Source organism: Erwinia sp. E602 (assembly GCF_018141005.1).
GTDB lineage: Bacteria > Pseudomonadota > Gammaproteobacteria > Enterobacterales > Enterobacteriaceae > Erwinia.
The window spans coordinates 145,871-165,527 of record NZ_CP046581.1; the positions used below are offsets into that span (position 1 = coordinate 145,871).

Here is a 19,657-nt window from a genome sequence, read left to right on the forward strand (position 1 = left end):
GGACATCAGGTGCAATTTTCACCGCCCGGCGAGGGTGAAATTATTTTTAATTGAATGCTCAATCAATAAAAACTATGATCGGGGACACTTTTTAACAGAAAAAATGTTACCGGGGAGCAATTACTGAAAAATTAACTACGCTATTTCCATCACATAGCGACCTCACCTGATGCCTCGTCAAGTGTAATTAGCGGATAGTCGGCGGAAGTCACCCAGTATGCGCTAATGCACGCTTCGCAGAGCAAACGTCAGGTCAGTTATTCGTTCTCATTTTGCGGAGACCTTATGCCAGATATTGACATGCCAGAGAAAGCTCAGCAGGACCGTATCAACCCGGTGGTGTTCTACACCTCCGCCGCGCTGATCCTGCTGTTCTCACTGACCACCATCCTGTTTACCGATTTTTCCGACAACCTGATCAATCACGCGCTCGACTGGGTATCCAACACCTTTGGCTGGTACTACCTGCTGGCGGCCACCCTCTACATCGTGTTTGTGGTGTTTATGGCCTGCTCGCGCTTCGGTTCGATCAAGCTCGGGCCGGAGCAGTCGAAGCCGGAGTTCAGCCTGATGAGCTGGTCGGCGATGCTGTTCGCCGCCGGCATCGGCATCGACCTGATGTTCTTCTCGGTGGCCGAACCGGTCACCCAGTATATGATGCCGCCGGAGGGCGCGGGGCAAACCCATGAGGCCGCACGCCAGGCGATGGTGTGGACGCTGTTCCACTACGGGCTGACCGGCTGGTCGATGTACGCGCTGATGGGCATCGCGCTCGGTTACTTCAGCTACCGCTACGGGCTGCCGCTGACCATCCGTTCGGCGCTCTATCCGATCTTCGGTAAACGCATTAACGGCCCGATCGGCCACACCGTGGACATCGCCGCGGTGATCGGCACCATCTTCGGCATCGCCACCACCCTCGGCATCGGCGTGGTGCAGCTGAACTACGGTCTCAACGTGCTGTTTGATATCCCGGAGGGGCTGACCGTGCAGAGTGCGCTGATCGTGCTGTCGGTGGTCATGGCGACCATTTCCGTCACCTCCGGCGTTAATAAGGGCATCCGTTTCCTGTCGGAACTCAACGTGCTGCTGGCCTTTGGCCTGATCCTGTTTGTACTGTTCGTCGGCGATACCGGCTTCCTGCTTAACGCGCTGGTGCTGAACGTCGGGGACTATATCAACCGCTTTATGGGGATGACGCTGAACAGCTTCGCCTTTGACCCGCAGACCGAGTGGATGAACAACTGGACGCTGTTCTTCTGGGCGTGGTGGGTTGCCTGGTCGCCGTTTGTCGGCCTGTTCCTCGCCCGTATCTCACGCGGCCGCACCATCCGCCAGTTTGTACTGGGCACGCTGACCATTCCGTTTATCTTCACCCTGCTGTGGCTGTCGATCTTCGGCAACAGCGCGCTGAACGAGATCATCCACGGCAACCTGGCGTTTGCCCAGGAGACGATGGCGCACCCGGAACGTGGCTTCTACAGCCTGCTGGCGCAGTACCCGGGCTTTACCTTCAGCGCCTCGGTCGCCACCATTACCGGCCTGCTGTTTTACGTTACCTCGGCGGACTCCGGCTCGCTGGTGCTGGGCAACTTCACCGCCCGCCTCAGCGACATTAACAATGACGCTCCCAACTGGCTGCGCATCTTCTGGTCGGTGGCGATCGGCCTGCTGACCATGGGTATGCTGATGGTTAACGGCGTCAGCGCGCTGCAAAAAACCACGGTGATCATGGGCCTGCCGTTCAGCTTTGTGATCTTCTTTGTGATGGCCGGGCTGTATAAATCGCTGCGGGTGGAAGATCACCGCCGCGCCAGCACCACGGTGAATATGCCGCCGGTGCCGGTATCACGCGACGATCGCCTCAACTGGAAGCAGCGTATTTCCCGCGTGATGAACTATCCGGGTTCCACGCACACCAAAAAGATGCTGGATGAAGTGTGCCGCCCGGCAATGGAAGAGGTAGGGCGTGAGCTGGAGCGCCGCGGCGCCCAGGTGCAGGTCAGCGAACTGCCGCCGCAGGAAGATGAGCGCCTGAATCATCTGGAGCTGACGGTCAGCCTCGGCGATGAGCAGAGCTTCATCTACCAGATCTGGCCGCAGCGTTACTCGGTGCCGGCGTTCACCTATCGCGCCCGCCGCGGCAAGTCGGACTACTTCCGCCTGGAGACCTTCCTGCTGGAGGGCACCCAGGGCAACGACCTGATGGACTACACGCGCGAGCAGATCATTAACGACATCCTCGACCAGTACGAGCGTCATCTGACCTTCCTGCACATCCACCGCGAGGCGCCGGGCAGCACCATGCCGTTCCCGGAGAGCTGATCCTGCAGTAACGCCAGACCATCAACCAGGCCTCCGGGCCTGGTTTTTTTATGATCAGGCAAAGCGCTTCGCTCCGGCCACGCTGAGGATCACCAGCGCGGAGCAGACCAGCATACTCAGCGCCAGCGGTTCATGAAGCAGCAGCGCGGTCAGCAGCAGACCGAAGAACGGCTGCAGCAGCTGCAGCTGCCCCACCCCGGCAATGCCGCCCAGCGCCAGCCCGCGATACCAGAAAAAGAAGCCGATCAGCATACTGAACAGAGACACGTAGCCCAGGCCAAACCACGCCGGTGCGCTAACGGCGGCCAGACTGACGGGCCAGTTGGCGATGCCGATCGCGGCCATCAGCGGCAGCGACAGCAGCAGCGCCCAGCAGATCACCTGCCAGCCGCCCAGCCGCCGTGACAAACCGGCCCCTTCCGCGTAGCCCAGCCCACACACCAGCACCGCCGCGATCATCAGCAGATCGCCGCCGATCGCGCCGCCCTGCCCGCTGCCGATCGCAAACCCGGCCACGGTGCCGCCGCCCAGCAGCGAAAACAGCCAGAAAGCGCGCTTAGGCCGCTCACCGCCGCGCAGCACGCCAAACAGCGCCGTGGCCAGCGGCAGCAGGCCGATAAATACCAGCGAGTGCCCGGCGCTGATGTGCTGCAGCGCCATGGCGGTCAGCAGCGGGAAACCGGCCACCACCCCGGCGGCAACGATCAGCAGCGGCAGCAGATCGCTGCGCGTCGGTAGCCGCTGCCGCAGCAGCCACAACAGCCCCCCACCGAGCACGGCAGCAATGACCGCCCGCGCCGAGGTTAAAAACCACGGCGAAAAATCCATCACCGCCACCCGGGTGGCGGGCAGCGAACCGCTGAAAATAATCACGCCTGCCAGCCCGCTCCACCAGCCTGCCGTCGTGCGTTGCTGCGTCTGTTCCGTTGTTTGCTGCATGGTTCCTCTGTGCATAGTTTCCCACCGTTAACGGCTTTAGCTTCGAACGATAGTAGGATGCGTGACGAACAAGACGAAGATACAATGCAGTACAATTCTCCCGAACTGTATGGCTAACGCCAGCCATACAGTTCAGTGTTCACAGTCACGGAACCCCCGTCAATGACCCGAACCGAAAGCCTGACCGACGATATTCGCCGTAAAATCAGCAGCGGTGCGCTGGCCGCCGGTGAGCGACTGCCGTCGATCCGCCGCTATGCCGCCCTGATGCAGGTTTCCCCTTCCACGGTAGTGGAAGCCTATGAACGGCTGGCGGCGGCCGGACTGATCCGCTCACGCCGGGGGGCGGGGTTTTACGTCAGCAGCAGTCAGCAGGCTCCCCGCAGCCTGGTGGAGAGCGCCACCCGGCTGCCGCCGGAGATCGACCCGTTCTGGGTGTCGCGCCAGTCGCTGGATGCCGGAGAAGAGGTGCTCAAGCCCGGCTGCGGCTGGTTGCCTGAAGACTGGATGCCCGCCGAAGCGCTGCGTAAAGGGCTGCGCCAGCTGGCGCGGTCGGACGCCAGCCTGCTGGTGGACTACGGCGGCACCCGAGGTGCACCGGCCCTGCGCCAGTGGCTGCAAAACCGTTTTGCCCGCGACGGGCTGAACGTGCCGCTGCAACAGATTATGCTGACCGGCTCCGGCAGCCAGGCGCTGGATCTGATCTGCCGCTTTCTGCTGCGGCCGGGGGATACCGTGCTGGTTGATGACCCCTGCTACTTTAATTTTCAGACCCAGCTGCGGATCCATCAGGTGAAGATCGCCGGCGTCCCCTGGACCCCGACCGGGCCGGATATCACCGCCTTTGAGCAGGTTCTCGCCGCGGAACGGCCGCGCCTGTATATCACCAACTCGGCGCTGCACAACCCGACCGGCGCCAGCCTGTCGCCGCAGACCGCCTGGCGGATGCTGCGCGCGGCCGAAGCCGAGGATCTGATCATCGTGGAAGATGATATTTTCGCTGATTTTGAGCCGGAGATGTCGGCGCGGCTGGCGATACCGGACGGGCTGGAGCGGGTGATCCGCATGGGCAGCTTCTCCAAGACGCTTTCCGCCTCGGTGCGCTGCGGCTATATCGCCGCCCGCCAGCCGTGGATCGACGGGCTGGTGGATCTGCAGATTGCCTGCAATTTCGGTGGCCCCAGTCCGCTGACCACCGAACTGCTGGCCAGCGTGCTGGCGGGCGGCAGCTACCGCAAACACCTCGATGACGTCACCCGCCGGCTGGCGCGGGCGCAGCGCGAGGCGGTGGCGAGGCTGACCCGGAGCGGTCTGACGCCGTGGCTGATCCCACGCGGCGGTTTTTATCTCTGGTGCCGGCTGCCCGCCGGTATCGACTCCACCGCGCTGGCCCGCCGCTGCCGTGAGGAGAACGTGATCCTCGCGCCGGGCAACGTGTTCAGCGTCTCGCAGAGCGCCGGAAATTTCCTGCGCTTTAACGTGGCGCACCTCAGCGATCCGCGGGTATTCCAGGTACTGGAGCAGGCGATGCGGGAGCTGGCTGCCGGCAATCACCTCTGAGCCCACGGGCAGTGCTTTTTTACCCGCGCGGGCGGATCGGCCACGCTTTATCTCTGCCAGCGGCATATGACCGCGCGCGGACCCCGTGAACGTCCGGGGTCATTACCGCGCTAAACCACGGATTAAGCTTTTAACCGCGTATCCTTATCAGATATTCATCGTTCACAGTGTCGTAACAGCCAGCTAATAATCACGCCATTCTCACACCCGTTAAGGTGGCACGTTATGACCGAGCGTATTCGTTTAGCCCAGCCTGAAGAGGCGGAATTTCTGCATGCTCTATTACAGCGAGCCTACGCGCCGTTAATTCCGCAGGGAATACATTTCACCATTACCCGTTCCAGCGTTGAAGACGTGCGGGCGGTCATCGCCAGCGAATCGACCTTTGTACTGGAAAGCGACGGCCAGCTGGTAGCGACGCTGACCGCCCGCTTCCCGTGGACGCCGGATAAGAAGCAGGTGGCGCCCTGGCCGTTCCTGCACTGGTTTGCCGTCGATCCGGACTTTAAAGGCAGGGGCTACGGCAGCCGCATTATCCGTTACGTGGAGGAGAGTTTTCTGCGCGACACGCTGAAGGCACCGGCGGTGTATCTGGCAACCGCGATTAAACATCCGTGGCTGTCGCAGCTTTATCTGCGTCGCGGCTATCAGCCGTTCCACCGGGCAATAAATCCGCTGGGCGTGGAGCTGGTTTATTTAACCCGCGTACTCGACCAGCAGCGTTATGAGCAGGCTAAAAATAAAGAAACCCTGCACGATTTTACTGATAACAAACTGACCGCCTGACTGGCTTCTTAAACATTATTCCGGGAAAACTATGCGCGTAAATAATAACGTGGCCATGATGGCCACCGTTTCACTGCTGGCCCTTTCCGTCTCCGCGGCTTTTGCCGCAGAAAAACCGCAAACCGGCGGTACCCTGACCTGGGGTGTTGAAGTTGAACCCAGCCCGCTGAATCCGCAGCTGAACGGCCAGGATAAAGCCGAGCTGATCCTGCGCGCCGCCTATGAGTCGCTGCTGGCGCGTAACGCCGACGGCAGTTACGTACCCTGGCTGGCCGAAAGCTACAAGGTGGAAGACGAGGGGAAACGCATCACCTTCACCCTGCGTAAAGGGGTGAAGTTCACCGACGGCGTGCCGTTTAATGCGGCAGCGGTGGCGGAAAACTTCCGCCGCATTCAGGATCCCGCCTACGCGGCGGGTACCAGCCTGTACGCGCTGGGCAGCCATCTGGCCAGCGTTGAAACCCCGGATGAGCAGCACGTGGTGCTGAACCTGAAAGAGGTTTATACGCCGTTCCTGTCGTTCGCCGCCGGGCTGAAGCTGATTTCCCCGAAATCCTGGGAGTCACCAACGGTAAAAGCCGGTGGTGCTGAGGTGGCCGGTACCGGTCCGTTTATTCTGCAGCGCTATGAAAAAGGCCAGCAGATCGTCTTTAAGAAAAACCCGGACTACAACTGGGCACCGGCCAACGCCGGCCGCCAGGGCCCGGCGTATCTCGATGGCGTAACTTACCGCTTCCTGCCGGAATCTTCCGTACGTACCGGTGCCCTGCTCTCCGGCCAGGTGGATCTGATTGAAGGGATCTCCGGTAATGACGCCGGTGAATTCAAAGATAACCCGGACTTCGACTACCGGCATGCGCTGAACACCGGCACCCCTTACTCGCTGTTCCTTAACGTGGAATATGGCCCGACCCGCGAGCAGAAGGTGCGCCAGGCCCTGCTGCAGGGGCTGGATATCGACGGCATACTGAAATCGATCTATCGCGGCGAACGCACCCGTACCTGGGGCATCACCTCACCGATCGATCCGCTGTATGACAAAGGGCTGGAAGGCAAATACGGCAACAATCCGACGCTGGGCAATAAACTGCTGGATGAAGCAGGCTGGACTCAGCGTGATGCCGATGGCTTCCGCACCAGAGAGGGTAAACGCCTGACCATCGATATCGTCCAGGCACAGGCGACCGTCCGTGACCAGCGCGGCGTGCTGCTGCAGGCGCTGCAGGCACAGGCCCGCCAGCGTCTCGGCGTGGATCTGAACATCCGTTACGTCGATTCCGGCACCTACGTCGAGCTGCGTAACAGCGGCCAGTTTGGTTCGATTGCCAACTCCAACACGCCTACCGACGGCATCGACATTGAAAACCACTACCTGCCGGTGAAAGCGGGCGGGGCCATCAACTACAGCCGCACCTCGGCACCGGAGATCCTGCCGCTGCTGAAAGCCGCCTCCACCACCCTGGACGAGGCGAAAAAACGCGAGTCCTACGCGCAGCTGCAGCAGTTCGTGATTCTGGACCAGGCCGTGGCGGTACCGCTGTATGAGCCGGAAGACCAGATCGCCTCGGCGAAATATGTCCACGGCGTCGGTTTCCGTGCCTTTAAGCAGCTGCCGGAAAACGCCTGGGGCGTCTGGCTGAGCAAACACTGATAACGGAGTCATCATGAGCAGCGAAACCACTCCCCTGATCAAAAGCCCTTCGGCCCTGCGCCTGAAGGCGCCCTCCTCCCTGCTGTGGCGGGCGACCGGGCGTCTGGGCGGCGGCGTGATGGTGCTGTGGGCAGCGGTGACGCTGTCCTTTATCGGCGTCTGGCTGGCACCGGGCGATATTGTCAGCCTGCTGATCGGTGAACAGATCCGCACCCCGGAAATTGAAGCGGCGATCCGCGCCGAATGGGGGCTGGATCAGCCCCTGTGGCAGCAGTACCTCAGCTACCTGTGGCGCGTGCTGCACGGCGATTTTGGCCGCTCTTATATGCTCAATGTCGACGTCGGCCAGCTGATGGCCTCGCAGCTGGTGCCAACCCTGAAGCTGACCGCTGCCGCACTGCTGGTCAGCGTGGCGTTTGCCGTGCTGCTGGCGGTGAGTACCGCGCACCGTCGCTGGGGTCGTCGCGTTGCCAACGGCATTGAACTGCTGCTGGCCTCCACGCCCTCATTCTGGCTGGGAATTGTGCTGCTGTTCGTGTTCAGCTTTACCCTGCGCTGGTTCCCGGTGGCCGGCGACCGCAACGCTGCCGCGCTGGTGCTGCCGGCGCTGGCGCTGGGGCTGGCGCAGGGGGCGGTGGTGTCACAGGTGCTGCGGCGCGGGCTGGAGGAGGCGCTGGATCAGCCGTTTTCGCTGACGCTGCGCGCCTGGGGCATTAAGGGCAGCACCGTGCGCCTGCGCCACGCGCTGCGCCATGCGGCGCTGCCGGCGGTGACGCTGACCGGCTGGCTGGTCGGCGGCCTGCTGAGTGGTGCGGTGATCACCGAAACGGTGTTCAGCCGTCCCGGCCTCGGCAAGGTGACGATGGACGCGGTGCTGAGCAAGGATCTGCCGGTGGTGCTGGCCGTCGCCATTCTGTCGGCGCTGATCTACGTGGTAATGAGCACGCTGGTCGATATCCTCGCCCTGCTGCTCGACCCGCGCCTGCGTCACCAGCCGGGCAGGGAGTGAATCATGTCTGAAATCTTAACGCTGCGCCTTGCGCGCAGCCTGCCTTACGGCCTGCTGGCCGCCCTGTTATTCCTGGTGCTGCTGGCGCTGGCCGCCCTGTTTCCCGGCTGGCTGGCACCTTTCGATCCGCTGCAGGCCGACCCGCTCAACGCCATGCTGCCCCCTTCCTGGCAACACTGGCTGGGCACCGATCAGCTGGGCCGCGATCTGCTGAGCCGGGTGATCTACGGCAGCCGCTACTCGCTGCTGATTTCGGTAGCGGCGATCGCGCTGGCAGTGGTGGCGGGTACGCTGCTGGGCCTGCTGGCCGGGCTGGCGCGCGGCGTGGTGGATGAGGTGACTGGCCGCACGGTCGACGTCATCTCCGCCTTCCCGGACCTGCTGCTGGCGCTGATGCTGATCGCCTTTACCGGCCCCGGCACCGTTAACCTGATTATTGCGCTGGGCGTTGCTTCGGTGCCGCGCTTTGCCCGCGTGGTGCGCGCGCAGACGTTCCTGGTGGCGCAGTCCGGCTACGTGGAACAGGCGCGCACCTTTGGTCTGCCGCGCTGGCAGCTGGTGCTGCGTCACGTGCTGCCGCACGCGGTGGCGCAGGTGCCGGCGCTGGCCACCCTCGGTCTGGGTACGGCGATCATCGGCACCGCCGGGCTGAGCTTCCTCGGCATGGGCCCGCAGCCGCCGACGGCAGAGTGGGGGCTGATGCTGGCGGAAGGCCGTAACTATCTGCGTAACGCCTGGTGGACCGGCGTCTGGCCGGGTGTTGCCATTACCCTGACCGTGGTAGCAGTGAATACCGTTGGCCGCTACTGGCAGGCCCGTTTTGAAGGAAAACAACCATGACCGCTGCGGTAGATATTCATAACCTGGCCATCCGCTTTGGCGAACAGACGGTGGTTAACGGGCTGAATCTGACCATTCAGCCGGGGGAATCGGTGGCGCTGGTCGGCGAGTCCGGCTCCGGTAAAACCGTCACCGCCCGCGCGCTGCTGGGGCTGCAGGCCAAAGGCGCAATCATCAGCGCCGACCGTTTCGATATTCTCGGCCAGCCCGCGCTGGGCAACAGCGAGCGCCAGTGGCGGCAGGTACGGGGTAAGCAGATTGGCTACGTGCTGCAGGACGCGCTGGTTTCTCTCGATCCGCTGCGTACCGTCGGCCAGCAGCTGGCCGACGCCCTGCTGGCCAGCCAGCCGCTGCCCGCCCGCGAAATCGTGCCGCGCAGCATTCAGCTGCTGCAGCACGCGGGCATTGCCGACGCAGAGCAGCGTCTGGCGGTTTACCCGCATCAGCTCTCCGGCGGCCTGCGCCAGCGGGTGCTGATCGCCTGCGCGCTGGCCGGGCAGCCGGCGCTGCTGATTGCCGACGAACCGACCACCGCGCTGGATATGACGGTGCAGAAACAGATCCTGTCGCTGCTGCAGCAGCGCCGCGATAACGGCCAGGCGCTGCTGCTGATCAGCCATGACCTGGCGGTGGTGGCCGAACTGGCCGACCGGGTGCTGGTGATGCGCGACGGCGAAGTGGTGGAGAGCGGTGCCACCCGTGAGGTGCTGCGTACCCCGCAGCACGCGTGGAGCCGCCGCCTGCTGCAGGCTATCCCCCGCCCGGAGACGCGCGGTTTTCGTCTGGCGTCACCGCAGCCGGAGGCGCTGCCCGAACGCGCCCCGGCCGGAGAGATCGTGGTGGCGGTCAACGGCGTCCATAAGTATTACGGCGACCGCCACGTGGTCAATAACGTCTCCTTCACGCTGCGCGCCGGGGAAACGCTGGGGGTGGTCGGTGAGTCCGGCTCCGGCAAAAGTTCGCTGGCCCGCCTGCTGCTCGGCCTGAGCGAACCGCAGTGCGGCGAGATCGTTATTGCCGGCCAGCGCTGGGACCATCAGCCGGAAGCGCTGCGCCGCAGCCGCCGCCAGCAGCTGCAGCTGATTGCCCAGGATCCGCTGAGCTCGTTCGATCCGCGTTACAACGTGGAGCGCATCATCGGCGAAAGCCTGGATGCGGTGCAGATCTTCGGCGCGGAGCGGCGTAAACGGGTGCTGCAGCTGCTTGACGAAGTGCGGCTCAGCCGGTCGCTGCTGCAGCGCTACCCGCGTGAACTCTCCGGCGGCCAGCGCCAGCGCGTGGCGATTGCCCGCGCCTTTGCGCCCAACCCGGCGCTGCTGGTGGCCGATGAACCGGTCAGCGCGCTGGACGTGTCGGTGCAGGCGCAGATCCTCGACCTGCTGGCCGATATGCAGGCGGAGCACCGCACCGCCCTGCTGTTTATTTCGCACGATCTCGGCGTGATCCACCACCTCTCCGACCAGCTGCTGGTGATGAAGGAGGGGCGCGTGGTGGAGAGCGGCGACGTGAACCAGGTATTTAACCACCCGCGCCATCCGTGGACGCGACAGCTTCTTGATGCGCAGCCGGCGCTGCCGGGCCGCGCTGCCTGAATAACCCGTAAGGAAACCAGCCATGAGTCAGACCCAAACACAGCTGCGCCTCGGCGCAATTATACAGGGCCCGTCGGGCAATATGTCCGCCTGGCGTCACCCGGATGCGGTCAGCGACGCCAGCATCAACGTTGAGTTCGTCACAGCGCTGGCAAAACAGGCCGAAGCGGCGAAATTCGATTTCCTGTTTGTCGCCGACGGCCTGTATATCAACGCCAGGTCGATCCCGCACTTCCTCAACCGCTTTGAGCCGATCACGCTGCTGTCCGCGCTGGCGCTGGTGACGGAGAAAATCGGCCTGGTGGCCACCCTCTCCACCTCCTACAGCGAGCCGTTTACCGTGGCGCGTCAGTTTGCCAGCCTCGATCAGCTGAGCGGCGGCCGCGCGGGCTGGAACGTCGTCACCTCACCGCTGGAAGGTTCGGCTAAAAACTTCTCACGCGATCGCCACCCGGAGCACAGCGAGCGCTACCGCATCGCCAGCGAGTATCTGCAGGTGACCAAAGGCCTCTGGGACTCGTGGGAGGCGGACGCCTTCGTGCGCAACAAAGAGAGCGGCGAGTTCTTTGCCGCCGACAAGCTGCATACGCTGAACCATAAAGGCCACTACTTCTCGGTGCAGGGACCGCTTAACGTCGGCCGTTCTCCGCAGGGGCGGCCGGTGATCTTCCAGGCCGGCGCGTCGGAGTCCGGCAAGGCGTTTGCCGCTGAAACCGCCGACGCCATCTACACCCGCCAGGAAACGCCGGAACTGGCACGCGCTTTCCGTGAAGACGTGCGCCGCCAGCTGGTGGTCAACGGCCGTGACGCCGATGATATCCGCGTCTTCCAGGGGATCAGCGTGATTATCGGCGACAGCGAAGCGCAGGCAGAAGAGCGCTACCAGCAGACCGCGCAGCTGGTATCACTGGAAAAGGCGCTGGAGTACCTTGGCCGCTACTTTGAGCATCATGACTTCAGTCAGTACGATGCGGACGCGCCCTTCCCGGATATCGGCGATCTCGGCCAGAACAGCTTCCGCAGCACCACCGACACCATCAAACGCAACGCGCAGGCGCGCGGCCTGACCCTGCGCCAGGTGGCGCTGGAAGAGGCCACCCCGCGCCCGACCTTTTCCGGCACCGCCGGACAGGTGGCCGACGGGCTGGAAGCCTGGTTTACCGGCGGCTCGGCGGACGGCTTTATCGTTCGCGGCGGCACGCCGACGGCGTTTAACGACTTCGTTGACCAGGTAATCCCGATCCTGCAGGCGCGCGGCCTCTATCGCCGCGAGTACGAAGGCAACACCCTGCGCGAACAGCTGGGGCTCCGCGAACCGGAAAACCAGTTTGCGGCGCGGCGGGAAGAGGGGGCAGCGGTGTAACGGGTTCCGGCCGGAAGAATAAGCGGGTCAGCTCCGGGCTGACCCGCTTATTCAGACCGGTTCACGATCAGGCCGCACGCGCCGCCCCGAAAACAGTCCCGCAGGCAGCGTAATAATCGCCAGGCAGATCACAATCAGCGCCATCCCGGCCCAGCCGCTGGCCGGCAGCGTCTCGCCCACCAGCGTTACGGCCAGCAGCGCGGCCACCACCGGTTCCAGCAGGGTGATGGTGGTGGCGGTGCTGGCGCGGATGCGGGCTAAGCCATAGCCGTAGCAGAGATAGCCGATAAACATCGGCACCAGCGCCATATAGATCCCCACCGCAGCATTGCTCCACGACTGCAGCAGCGGTGCTCCGGTCAGCAGCAGCACCGGCATCAGCAGCAGGCCACCTGCGCCAAAGGTCGATCCCATCGCGGCCGGGCCGCTGACCCCCTTCTGCATCATCTGCCGGGCCGACCAGGAGTAGAGAGCATAGGTTAAGCCGGCCACCAGCCCCAGCAGAATACCGGCCAGCGCGTGTGGGCGTTCTGCGCCGGCGGTGGCATGGCCGCTCTCCGCCAGCGTCAGCAGCACCATTCCGGCCACGCCCACGGCGGCACCGCACATCCAGCGGCGGCTTAAGCGCTGCCGGTCAAAAAAGTACTCAAGCAGTGCCGATAACAGCGGCGCAGAGCCGATGGAAATCACCGTGCCCACCGCTACCCCGGCCAGGTTCATCGAGGCATAAAACGCCAGCGGGTAGATCGCCACGGCCAGCGCACCGATCGGCAGATAACGGCGCTGGGCCAGAATTTTACGCCGCTGCGCCACCACCGGCCGCAGGGCAATCAGGCACTGCAGTAAACCGCCGAAGCCCATCGCCACCGCGCCGACGGCGAGCGGACTGACCTCCGGCGCAAAGGTCGCGGCCGTACCGGTGGTTCCCCACAGAATGGCGGCAATCAGAACGCCGAACGTGCCGAGGGTTTGCTGCGCGGATCGGGCGTCTGTAGTGGTGCAGGTTTGCTGTTCTGCCGTGTTGCTCACAGTGCCTCCATTAACTGCTGCGCCATCGCACAGGCCTGAGTGATACAGGCGCTGTTGCCCTCCAGCCCGGCGCGGCAAATGCTGCCCTCCAGCAGGAAGGAAAAATGCCTCGCCAGCAGCGCAATATCCCTGCCCTGCGGATTAGCCAGTTCTGCAAGGTGAGTAACCAGGATCGCTTCAACCTGCTCTTTATGCTTGCGCACTTCACGACGCCCCGCGGAATCGGCCGGGAATTCGGCGGCGGCATTTAGCAGGCCGCAGCCGCGAAAGCCGTGCTCATAGGCGAATTCGGCGTGATCGCCGTAGGCAGCAAATACCGCGATCACCTTCTCACGCGGCGTGGCCGCCTGTGCCACCCGCCGCTGGTAGAAGTCAAGCCACTCCTGATGGCGCACCTGCAGATAGGCGGCAATCAGCGCATCCTTGGAGCTGAAGTTATTGTAGAGGCTCTTCTTTGCCACGCCTGCGCGCTTAATAATGGCATCAATGCCGGTACTGCTGATGCCATGGGCGTAAAACAGCACCTGCGCGGCGCGGAGCAGCTTATCGTGGGCGCTTTCGCGGTCGGGGGTCATTGTCGCCTTCTTGTTTCAGTAAAAAGTAGGTAGACCAGTCTACCTACTTATCAGCGTAAATCAACCTGAGGCTGACCACGAATGACTGAATGGCAGGTACCTCACCTGTTATTTACAGAATTCTCTGCAGGGTGATGGCTGCTGCCGGGGTAATCCTGCCACCCTGTGCCCGCTGCACGTACGCCGCAATACCGTTGTTCAGTGGATCGCCAGCGGGCAGCGGGCAGATAATGCCGCCGCTAATTCACCCGCAGCACCACGATGCCGGGCTTTTTCGCCATATATTCCAGAAATGGCGTATCGACCACCCGCATATTACGCGACAGCGATGAGGCGTTGCGGTACCACACCTGGCCATCCCGTTTGATCACGATCCCGGTGTGGGAGACGTCCAGACCGGCCAGCGGAGAATAAACGCCAACGTAATCGCCGGTGTGCAGCTTATCGAGGACCTGCTGGCTGATGGCGTTACCGGGAAGGTAGGCGATCGTCCGCGGCACGCTGCCCAGCCCGGCAATGTATTCACCGCCGTCGGCTTTGCGGTTCAGCGTCTTTTCAACCGCGATCGCCGCAGGACTCAGGCTGCGGGTGATATCCTCAGCGTTGTGCGGGCTGATGGCATACCAGTCGGTGAAGAAATGTTTTCTGCTCAGGTAGCTGACCTTATCGTTGACGTAGCGCACGCGGATGAGCCGGGTCAGGAAGTTATCCGCGCTGGTTGCGCGCGTCAGTGCCTCGACGTAATCAATCAGCGTATAGCAGTCGACGCCGTTAAAATTTGCCACCAGCACTTCCGGGGTTAACGCAGAGCCCTTCAGCGTGTCGGCCTGATACGGCGTACCGAGAAAGGCCGCCGACAGGTCGCGCACCCGTTCGCCGTGGCTTTTGTTCCGTCCGGGGATCGTCACCGTACGCAGCAGGGTGTTCACCTTCTGCGCGGTAGCGCTGTCCATCTCGGTCTGAAACGCGGGCTGCGCTGACCGGCATGAAACCACCGCTGTCAGGCCCAGCGACAGCAGTAAAACAGCCGTTTTTTTCATTTTCTCTCCTTGTTAACCGGGTTAAATCCTGGGGGTTTTTTACCCGCTTAACCGTGGAAGAGAGAATGTGATAGCCGTTCATTTAACGCCCGTTGATGGATGCGACAACATATCTGACAAATAACCGGTTGTGCGATATTTTGCAGTGCGCAGCCGCGTGGTCCTTATCCCTGTTCAATCAGCATCACCGCCGTGGTGTTCTCCTCCAGCGCCTCAAACAGGTGCGGTTCATCAGCCGGGTAGCTGATGTAATCACCGGCGGTCAGTTCCACCCAGCCCTCCAGCGGCCCCACCCTCGCCCGGCCACTGCTGAGGATCACATGCTCCAGCGTGCCGGGCTGATGCGCGGCAGAAATCTTCGGTTCACCCGGCTGCACCTGCAGGCGATAAATATCACGCTGTGCCCCCGGTGGGCAGGTAGCCAGCAGCGTGGCCAGATAGTTTGCCTGGCCGGAGACCAGCGGCGTGCCCTCCCCGACGCGTATCACCTGCACCGGCTGTCGCGGCTGGGCGATCAGGCGACTGACCGGCACGTTCAGCGCCATCGCCAGCGCCCACAGGGTTTCCAGTCCCGGATTGCCAATGCCGTTCTCCAGCTGTGAAAGCGTGGATTTGGCAATGCCCGCGCGTTTTGCCAGCTCGGTCACGCTGACCGCCAGCCGCTCCCGTTCACGGCGCAGCGCCTGTGCCAGCAGCAGTATGGGTGAGCCTGCCGCAGATTCAGGCGGGGTTAAATCACTCATAGTGTTCTCCATATCGTACAAATGTTCTTTTTGACGAACGCCTCTTATGCGTTCATTATAATGTCCGCTCGTTCAATTTAACCTGTTAATCCACACCTGAAAACCTTTACGGACCTGATAAGGAGTCAAGAAATGGTCTCAACCACGGGAACACTGCAAATGACCGCGGCAATGCTGGTCGCCGGTACCACCGGCTGGCTGGTAATCGCTTCCGGGCAGGATGCGTTAACCGCCGTTTTTTACCGCTGCCTGTTTGGCGCAGTGGCGATGGCGCTGGTCTGTTTTACCCTGCCCGGATCGTGGCAAGTGAGAATAACCCTGCATCAGTGGCTGCTGGTTGTCGCTGGCGGTATCGCACTGGTTTTAAACTGGGTGTTACTGTTTACAGCGTACGCGTCGGCTTCGGTCAGTGTCGCAACCGTGACCTACCACACTCAGCCTTTTATGCTGACTGCGCTGAGTGCGCTGTTGTTTCGCGAAAAAATCTCCCGGCAGGCGGCTTTGTGGCTGGGGGTGGCGTTCGCGGGTGTCGTACTGATCGTCAGCGGAGGGCAGCCCGTCCGGTCAGGCGGGGAGCATTATCTCTCCGGGGTGCTGCTGGCGCTGGGTGCCGCGTTCTGTTACTCGCTGGTTGCGATTGTGGCCCGTAGCGTAAAGCATATCTCCCCCCAAAAGCTGGTCCTCATCCAGCTGATTACCGGGACGCTGCTGTTACTGCCTTTTATGACACCGATTGAGGCAGAAAACCCGGTTAAGGTATGGTCGCTGCTGTTAATACTGGGTGTGGTACATACTGCGCTGATGTCGACCTTGCTTTATGCGGGGATCGGTAAACTTAGCGGCAGCCTGGTGGCCGCGCTCTCATTTATTTATCCGGTGGTCACTATCGTTGTAGACTGGCTGGTCTTTGCCCACCGCCTTACGTTAGGGCAGTTCTGCGGCGCACTCATCATCCTTATTGCCACTGCGGCCAGCTACCGGTTAAGAAATAACGCGAGCAGGAGAGCGTAACCCGCATGAACAGAGCCTGTCTGACCCTAATATTGCAGGCAGGCACGCTGTTGTTGGCGGAGCATTAAAAAGTTAAAAGTATGTTGTAACTAGTTAATGTCGTAACGGGATTTCATACCGGCTTAACGTAAACTGACTCTGTTCACGCGCTGATGATATCTTTTTACCGGCAACCCGCTGGCTAAAAAGTGGATATAGCGACTGAAGCCGTTTTATATCCGGTCAGCAGAATAGTCCGAAACCGTCCCCCCGACAAACCAGAATGACCGTTACCTGACTGCTCACCTGACCCGCAGATACCGGGAATAATAACCTGGGTTAACTTTCCTCCCTGCCGACCTTCGCGGGCTGAGCAGCTAAGAGACGCCTGCATCATCAGATTGAATGCGCAAAAATGAGAACGAATAGCGGGATTTCTGGTTTACACGGGATGGTGACGGTTTATTTCACACCTGCCATAAGGCTACACGGGTGACAGCGTAACACCCGCAAAAAAAGTTAGCTTTTTTTGCGCTAAGAACAGGTGGCATACTCTGAAGAAAATCAATCATTAACAGCAGGATAGTCAGTTATTCTTCGCTAACGTAATTCAACGCGTTTTACCCGATCTTTCCGTGTAAAGTTTCAACAAGCCACGTAAGGCCTCGAAGTATAGTGTTAAGATTCATCCCATTCGATGTAAATATAGCTACATCCTCGATTGCATCTCCGCTGACTTATGTGCACAACCTCACCTTTAATTGAACATTTTTTTAAATTACTGTTTTTTCCTCATTCATTTGAATGTACACTTGTCACTGGTACCTATGTTGACTAAATTTAAACCACCTTACAGGTTACGGATTCCGTTATGAGCGAAACGCTGAAAGTATTAAATAACATTCGCACCCTGCGTGCGCAGGCTCGTGAAATTTCTTTAGCTGAGCTCGAAGAGATGCTGGAGAAACTGGAAGCGGTAGTGAACGAAAGACGTGAAGCAGATGCCGCTATCGCCTCTGAGATTAAAGAAAAAGAACAGAAACTGGCAAAATACCGCCAGATGCTGCTGGAAGATGGTATCGACCTGAGCGAACTGACCGCTGCAGATAATACCACTACCAAGACCCGTGCCAAGCGTGCACCGCGTCCGGCTAAGTATGAATATACTGACGAAAACGGCGAATCCAAATCCTGGACCGGCCAGGGCCGTACCCCGGCGGTAATTAAGCAGGCGCTGGACGCAGGCAAAAAACTTGAAGATTTCCTGATCAAGTAACAAAACCGGCCACCCGTCAGGTGGCCGTTTTTTTTCCTGCCACTCCCCTCGTCTTTCAGTTTTCCACCTCAGTTGTCCCTGAGATTTACCCCCCACTGCCGTCCGATCGACACCTCTGCTGCGGTATCTGTGCCCTGCCTTTTAACCATCCCCTGTCACACGCTCTGTTTTCAGCTTTCTCCTTCACAGCCTTATGCGCAAAACGCAAATAGCCAGAAGAATTCCTTGCTTCACCTTGACCGTTGTCAGGCCTGATATTGGTTGCCAGCAGGCACATCAAACTGACAATAAAGGAATTCCTTATGCGCAACACGTTTCGCCTTCAGGCACTTGCCGGGGCTTTGGCACTTTTAACCGGTTCTGTTATCGCCCATGCGGCAGATAAGCCGGTGCAGGGCGGTACGCTGATCTATTTAGAGCAACAGGCACACACCAATCTTTACCCCCCTGCCGGTGGGTTTTATCCTAACGGCGGTATTCTTAATCAAATTACCGATAAGCTGACCTGGCAAAATCCCGAAACGCTGCAGGTGGAACCCTGGATTGCTGAAAGCTGGAGCAGCAACGCGGAGAAAACGGAATATACCTTTAAAATTCGCCCGGGCGTGACCTTCTCCGACGGCACGCCGCTGGATGCCAGTGCGGTGGCGAAAAACTTTGATACCTATGGTCTGGGAAATAAAGCGCAGCGCCTCCCGGTATCAGAAGTGATCAATAACTATGAACGCAGCGAAGTGGTCGATCCGCTGACGGTGAAATTCTACTTTAAGAAATCCTCCCCGGGCTTTCTGCAGGGGACAGCCACGATAGGCTCCGGTCTGGTTTCTCTCAGCACCCTTGCGCGTAATTTTGAGGCGCTGGGCGATGCGCGTCATATTATCGGTTCCGGCCCGTTTGTGGTCACCGGCGAAAAGCTCGGACGTGAAGTCGATCTCAGCGTGCGCAAAGATTATAACTGGGGTCCGAAAAATGGCGCTCAGCAGGGCCGCGCTAACCTCGACGCGATCAAAATTATCGTGACGCCGGAAGACAGCGTGCGCATCGGCGCGTTGCTGGCCGGCCAGGCCGGGGCGATCCGTCAGGTGCAGGCTTATGATGAGAAGCAGGCACAGCAGCAGAACTTCCCGATCTACGCCGCACCAACCCGCGGCATCAATGACAGCCTGAGTTTCCGCCCGGATAACCCGCTGGTGTCTGAACTGAAAGTGCGCCAGGCGCTGCTGCACGCCACCAACAGCCGTCAGATCGTCGATACGCTGTTCTCGCCTAACTACCCGGTGGCCACGTCCGTGCTGGCCGCCTCGGCGGCAGGCTACGTTGATCTCAGCGACAGGCTGAAGTTTGATCCGGCGCTGGCAAATAAATTACTGGACGAAGCAGGCTGGAAGGCGGGCAGCGACGGCATCCGCCAGAAAGACGGCCAGAAACTGGCGCTGACGGTGTACGAATCCCTGCCGCAGCCGCAGAACAAAGAGGTTCTGCAGCTGGTGGCGCAGCAGTGGAAGCAGGTCGGCGTGGCGCTGGCGGTGAAGGCCGGCGATGCCGGCAGCAAAACCGTCGACAGCCTCGATCCGCTGAAAACCCCGGTTAACGTCACCGAAGTCGGCCGCGCCGACCCGGACGTGGTGAAAAGCCAGTTCTACCCGACCAACCGCGATGCGCTGTTGCAGAAAGGCGGTTCCAGCAGCCTGGTGAAAAACTTCCGTGATGACAGGCTGAACGCGCTGCTGGAAGGCATTGCCGCGGAAACCGATCCGCAGAAACGGCTCGCGCTGACCGGCGACACGCAGCGCTACCTTATCGATAACGCCTATAACATCCCGATCTTCGAAGAGCCGCAGGTGTTCGCCAGCGCGCCGTGGCTGAAAGGGCTGAGCTTTGAGGCCGTGGGCCGCCCGAGCTTCTACGGCGTCTGGCTGGATAAAAAGTAAGGCTGACC

The 19,657-nt window shown here is 60.9% G+C and carries 16 protein-coding genes; 11 read left to right on the plus strand and 5 right to left on the minus strand.

The features are described 5' to 3' along the window. Positions 1-300 precede the first annotated feature (300 nt). Positions 301-2,325, plus strand: a complete 2,025-nt coding sequence (locus GKQ23_RS00645; protein ID WP_371819990.1) for a choline transporter — start codon at positions 301-303, stop codon at positions 2,323-2,325. A gap of 54 nt (positions 2,326-2,379) precedes the next feature. Here the strand turns inward: GKQ23_RS00645 and GKQ23_RS00650 are convergent, their stop codons facing one another. Then, on the minus strand, positions 2,380-3,264 hold the full coding sequence (locus GKQ23_RS00650; protein WP_212408340.1) for a DMT family transporter: 885 nt from the start codon (positions 3,262-3,264) through the stop codon (positions 2,380-2,382). 162 nt (positions 3,265-3,426) lie between these two features. Between GKQ23_RS00650 and GKQ23_RS00655 the strand changes: the two genes are divergently transcribed. The 7 genes from GKQ23_RS00655 (at position 3,427) to GKQ23_RS00685 (ending at position 12,065) form a co-directional block, all read left to right on the plus strand. Beyond that, positions 3,427-4,824, plus strand: a complete 1,398-nt coding sequence (locus GKQ23_RS00655) for a PLP-dependent aminotransferase family protein (protein WP_212408341.1) — start codon at positions 3,427-3,429, stop codon at positions 4,822-4,824. A 225-nt stretch (positions 4,825-5,049) separates the two neighbouring features. Next, positions 5,050-5,610: a GNAT family N-acetyltransferase gene (locus tag GKQ23_RS00660; protein ID WP_056237663.1), complete on the plus strand. Its 561-nt coding sequence runs from the start codon at positions 5,050-5,052 to the stop codon at positions 5,608-5,610. Between the two features lie 31 nt (positions 5,611-5,641). Further along, positions 5,642-7,261, plus strand: coding sequence for an ABC transporter substrate-binding protein (locus GKQ23_RS00665; protein WP_212408342.1), 1,620 nt, complete (start codon positions 5,642-5,644; stop codon positions 7,259-7,261). Positions 7,262-7,274: 13 nt separating this feature from the next. Further along, on the plus strand, positions 7,275-8,270 hold the full coding sequence (locus GKQ23_RS00670) for an ABC transporter permease (RefSeq protein WP_212408343.1): 996 nt from the start codon (positions 7,275-7,277) through the stop codon (positions 8,268-8,270). Positions 8,271-8,273: 3 nt separating this feature from the next. Further along, complete coding sequence (locus GKQ23_RS00675; protein ID WP_212408344.1) at positions 8,274-9,110, plus strand: ABC transporter permease; 837 nt, start codon at positions 8,274-8,276, stop codon at positions 9,108-9,110. Next, entirely contained in the window at positions 9,107-10,702 is a 1,596-nt protein-coding gene (locus GKQ23_RS00680) for an ABC transporter ATP-binding protein (RefSeq protein WP_212408345.1), read from the plus strand. Before GKQ23_RS00675 ends, GKQ23_RS00680 begins: the two co-directional genes overlap by 4 nt. 22 nt (positions 10,703-10,724) lie before the next feature. Continuing rightward, positions 10,725-12,065: an LLM class flavin-dependent oxidoreductase gene (locus GKQ23_RS00685; RefSeq protein ID WP_212408346.1), complete on the plus strand. Its 1,341-nt coding sequence runs from the start codon at positions 10,725-10,727 to the stop codon at positions 12,063-12,065. Between the two features lie 51 nt (positions 12,066-12,116). Here the strand turns inward: GKQ23_RS00685 and GKQ23_RS00690 are convergent, their stop codons facing one another. The 4 genes from GKQ23_RS00690 to GKQ23_RS00705 form a co-directional block, all read right to left on the minus strand. Next, complete coding sequence (locus tag GKQ23_RS00690) at positions 12,117-13,013, minus strand: DMT family transporter (protein WP_249168398.1); 897 nt, start codon at positions 13,011-13,013, stop codon at positions 12,117-12,119. A 77-nt stretch (positions 13,014-13,090) separates the two neighbouring features. Next, entirely contained in the window at positions 13,091-13,669 is a 579-nt protein-coding gene (locus tag GKQ23_RS00695; protein ID WP_056237654.1) for a TetR/AcrR family transcriptional regulator, read from the minus strand. Positions 13,670-13,908: 239 nt separating this feature from the next. Continuing rightward, the gene (locus tag GKQ23_RS00700; RefSeq protein ID WP_056237651.1) at positions 13,909-14,709 is read right to left on the minus strand and encodes a DUF1460 domain-containing protein; all 801 of its coding nucleotides are present in this window, start codon (positions 14,707-14,709) and stop codon (positions 13,909-13,911) included. A 164-nt stretch (positions 14,710-14,873) separates the two neighbouring features. Next, entirely contained in the window at positions 14,874-15,452 is a 579-nt protein-coding gene (locus GKQ23_RS00705; RefSeq protein WP_056237647.1) for a helix-turn-helix domain-containing protein, read from the minus strand. Between the two features lie 171 nt (positions 15,453-15,623). Between GKQ23_RS00705 and GKQ23_RS00710 the strand changes: the two genes are divergently transcribed. The 3 genes from GKQ23_RS00710 to GKQ23_RS00720 all read left to right on the plus strand — a co-directional run bounded on the left by GKQ23_RS00710 (position 15,624) and on the right by GKQ23_RS00720 (position 19,649). Beyond that, positions 15,624-16,463 carry a DMT family transporter gene (locus GKQ23_RS00710; protein ID WP_249168399.1) on the plus strand — a complete coding sequence of 280 codons (840 nt, stop codon included), beginning with the start codon at positions 15,624-15,626 and terminating at the stop codon, positions 16,461-16,463. Positions 16,464-17,313: 850 nt separating this feature from the next. Next, positions 17,314-17,718 (plus strand): H-NS family nucleoid-associated regulatory protein, encoded by a 405-nt coding sequence (locus GKQ23_RS00715; protein ID WP_056237642.1) that lies wholly within the window; start codon positions 17,314-17,316, stop codon positions 17,716-17,718. Between the two features lie 302 nt (positions 17,719-18,020). Continuing rightward, positions 18,021-19,649 (plus strand): TIGR04028 family ABC transporter substrate-binding protein, encoded by a 1,629-nt coding sequence (locus tag GKQ23_RS00720; RefSeq protein ID WP_212408156.1) that lies wholly within the window; start codon positions 18,021-18,023, stop codon positions 19,647-19,649. The last annotated feature ends 8 nt before the right edge of the window (positions 19,650-19,657 follow it).

Excerpts from the sequence above, each read along its gene's own strand:
- GKQ23_RS00670 (WP_212408343.1), top strand. The coding sequence starts at position 7,275 with ATGAGCAGCGAAACCACTCCCCTGATCAAAAGCCCTTCGGCCCTGCGC.
- GKQ23_RS00705 (WP_056237647.1), bottom strand. The coding sequence starts at position 15,452 with ATGAGTGATTTAACCCCGCCTGAATCTGCGGCAGGCTCACCCATACTG.
- GKQ23_RS00680 (WP_212408345.1), top strand. The coding sequence starts at position 9,107 with ATGACCGCTGCGGTAGATATTCATAACCTGGCCATCCGCTTTGGCGAA.
- GKQ23_RS00660 (WP_056237663.1), top strand. The coding sequence starts at position 5,050 with ATGACCGAGCGTATTCGTTTAGCCCAGCCTGAAGAGGCGGAATTTCTG.
- GKQ23_RS00655 (WP_212408341.1), top strand. The coding sequence starts at position 3,427 with ATGACCCGAACCGAAAGCCTGACCGACGATATTCGCCGTAAAATCAGC.
- GKQ23_RS00650 (WP_212408340.1), bottom strand. The coding sequence starts at position 3,264 with ATGCAGCAAACAACGGAACAGACGCAGCAACGCACGACGGCAGGCTGG.
- GKQ23_RS00715 (WP_056237642.1), top strand. The coding sequence starts at position 17,314 with ATGAGCGAAACGCTGAAAGTATTAAATAACATTCGCACCCTGCGTGCG.
- GKQ23_RS00720 (WP_212408156.1), top strand. The coding sequence starts at position 18,021 with ATGCGCAACACGTTTCGCCTTCAGGCACTTGCCGGGGCTTTGGCACTT.
- GKQ23_RS00710 (WP_249168399.1), top strand. The coding sequence starts at position 15,624 with ATGCTGGTCGCCGGTACCACCGGCTGGCTGGTAATCGCTTCCGGGCAG.
- GKQ23_RS00685 (WP_212408346.1), top strand. The coding sequence starts at position 10,725 with ATGAGTCAGACCCAAACACAGCTGCGCCTCGGCGCAATTATACAGGGC.
- GKQ23_RS00695 (WP_056237654.1), bottom strand. The coding sequence starts at position 13,669 with ATGACCCCCGACCGCGAAAGCGCCCACGATAAGCTGCTCCGCGCCGCG.
- GKQ23_RS00700 (WP_056237651.1), bottom strand. The coding sequence starts at position 14,709 with ATGAAAAAAACGGCTGTTTTACTGCTGTCGCTGGGCCTGACAGCGGTG.
- GKQ23_RS00665 (WP_212408342.1), top strand. The coding sequence starts at position 5,642 with ATGCGCGTAAATAATAACGTGGCCATGATGGCCACCGTTTCACTGCTG.
- GKQ23_RS00675 (WP_212408344.1), top strand. The coding sequence starts at position 8,274 with ATGTCTGAAATCTTAACGCTGCGCCTTGCGCGCAGCCTGCCTTACGGC.
- GKQ23_RS00645 (WP_371819990.1), top strand. The coding sequence starts at position 301 with ATGCCAGAGAAAGCTCAGCAGGACCGTATCAACCCGGTGGTGTTCTAC.